The organism is Mycobacterium sp. (assembly GCF_035499775.1).
GTDB lineage: Bacteria > Actinomycetota > Actinomycetes > Mycobacteriales > Mycobacteriaceae > Mycobacterium.
Genome location: NZ_DATJYB010000228.1, coordinates 1 through 2,580, shown reverse-complemented (window position 1 = coordinate 2,580; position 2,580 = coordinate 1). Strand labels below are relative to the sequence as shown.

Here is a 2,580-nt window from a genome sequence, read left to right as displayed (position 1 = left end):
CAACACCCGTCGCAACCGCTCGACCAGCGCCTCGATGCTGGCCGCGTCGAACACGTCGGTGCGGAATTCCACCCTGCCGCCGATCCCGGCCGGCTCACCGGCTTGGCTCCACTGTTCGGACAGGGAGAACACCAGATCCATACGGGCCGACTGGGTTTCGAACGGCAGCGGCGTGACCTCCAGGTCGCCCAAGGTCAGCGTCGGGTCGCTGGTCTGCCCGGCGAAGTTCTGCCAGGCCAACATCACCTGCACCAGCGGATGATGAGTCAGGCTCCGGGTGGGGTTGAGCCGTTCCACCAGCACCTCAAACGGCACATCCTGGTGCTCGAAAGCCTCCAGACTGCGCGTCCGCACCTGGGCCAGCAATTCGGCGACGGTGGGGTCACCGGCCAGCTCGACCCGCAGTACCAGGGTGTTGACGAAGAACCCGACGAGTTCATCGAGCGCCGGGTCGCGCCGCCCGGCGATCGGGAACCCAACGGCCACATCGGAACTCGCGCTGATCTTGGACAACAGCACCGCCAGGGCGGCCTGCACCATCATGAAGCTGGTCGCGTTGTGCTCCCGGGCCACCCGGGCAACCTGCTGCTGCAACTCGCTCGGCCAGTCCACCGCTACCGAGGCACCCCGCTGATCGGCCACCTGCGGGTAGGGCCGATCGGTGGGCAGATCGAGATGTTCGGGCATCCCGGCCAGGGCGCCCTGCCAATACGCCAGCTGCCCGGCGATGCGACTGTCCTGGTCGTCGATATCCCCGAACTGCGCGCGCTGCCACAGCGTGTAATCGACGTACTGCACCGCCGGCTGCACCCACCCCGGGGCCTGCCCGGCGCACCGGGCGGCATACGCCACACCCATATCGCGGACCAGGGGCCGCAACGACCACCCGTCGGCGGCGATGTGGTGCACCACCGCCACCAGCAGGTGCTCGTCGTCGGCGACGCGGAAAAGCCTTACCTGCAGCGGGATCTCGGCGGCCAGGTCGAACGGGTGGCGCGCCACCGCCTCGACGGCCTCGCTCAGCCGGCCGGTCGACCAGTCGCCGGCGTCGATGATCCGCCAGCCGAAATCGGCCCGCTCGGCGGGCACCACCACCTGCTGAGGTATGCCCTCCGGGGCGGCGAACAGCGTGCGCAGGGTTTCATGACGGCCCACCACGTCGGCCAGCGCCGCCCCGAACGCTGAGACATCGAGCGGTCCACGCAGCCGCAACACCGCGGGCATGTTGTAAACCGTTGACGGCCCCTGCAATTGGTCCAGGAACCACAGCCGGTTTTGGCCGAACGACAACGGAATCACCGCGGGCCGCGCACCGGCTACCAACCGCGGGAGGCCACCCGTGCCCACTCCGATTCGCGGCGCCAGCTGAGCGACGGTGGGTGCTTCGAAGATGGTGCGGACGGCGAGGTCGGCGTCGAGGTTGCTGTTGATGGCCGCGATCAGGCGCATGGCGGAGATGCTGTCGCCGCCGAGCTCGAAGAAGGAGTCGTTTACTCCGACCCGGTCCACGCCGAGGACTTGGGCGTAGATGCCGGCCAGGATTTCTTCGGTGGGGGTGGTGGGGGCGCGGTACTCGGTGCCGGTGTAATCCGGGGCCGGCAGGGCGCGGATGTCCAGTTTCCCGTTCGGGGTCAACGGCAACGCGTCGACGGCCACCACCGCGGCCGGCACCATGTACGCGGGCAACCGCTCGGCCAGCACGGCACGCGCCCGCACGGGGTCGGCGGCGCCGGTCAGATAAGCGACCAGACGCTTGTCGCCGGGGCGGTCCTCGCGGGGGATCACCACCGCCTGCCCCACCGCGTCCAGCGCGGACAGCGCGGCCTGGACTTCGCCGAGTTCGATGCGATACCCGCGGATCTTGACCTGCTCGTCGGCGCGACCCAGATAGGTCAGCTGCCCGTCGGGGCGCCAGCAGACCAGGTCACCGGTGCGGTACATGCGATCACCGGCGCCATCGAACGGGCACGCCACAAATCGCGACCCGGTCAACGCGGCGCGGCCCACGTACCCGACACCGACGCCGGTGCCGGCCACATACAGCTCGCCGACGACGCCGGCGGGCACCGGGCGCAACCAGGCGTCCAGCACGAACAACGCCGCCCCGGGCACCGGCGACCCGATGGGCACTGGGCCTTTCGCACCCTGCCCGGGCTTGAGCGGGGCGCTGATGGCCACACACATGGTGGTCTCGGTGGGGCCGTAGGCGTTGATCATCACGCGCCCCGGCGCCCAGCGGTCGACCAGCTCGGGCGGACAGGCCTCGCCGGCCATCACCAAGGCCACGGACTCCAACCCCGCCGTCGGCAATACCGCCAGGGCCGAAGGCGTCTGGGTCAGCACGCTGACCCGCTCGGCACGCAGCACCTCGTGGAAATCCTGCGGGGAGCGCGTCACCGGCTCGGGGATCACCACCACCCGACCCCCGCGCAACAGGGCCCCGAAGATCTCCCACACCGAGACGTCGAAGGCCAGCGAGTGACTGTGCGACCACACCCCGGCGGCCGGCAGACCGCCGTTCAGCGAGCCGATCAGCGCGGTGACGTTGTGGTGTTTGACCGCAACACCTTTGGGGATTCC

Annotated in this window: 1 protein-coding gene; it reads right to left on the bottom strand. The window is 69.7% G+C overall.

Annotation, left to right across the window (positions count from 1 at the left end; all coding sequences use genetic code 11):
* On the bottom strand, positions 1 to 2,580 hold a 2,580-nt coding region (locus VML93_RS15260), incomplete at both ends, for a condensation domain-containing protein (RefSeq protein WP_325611853.1).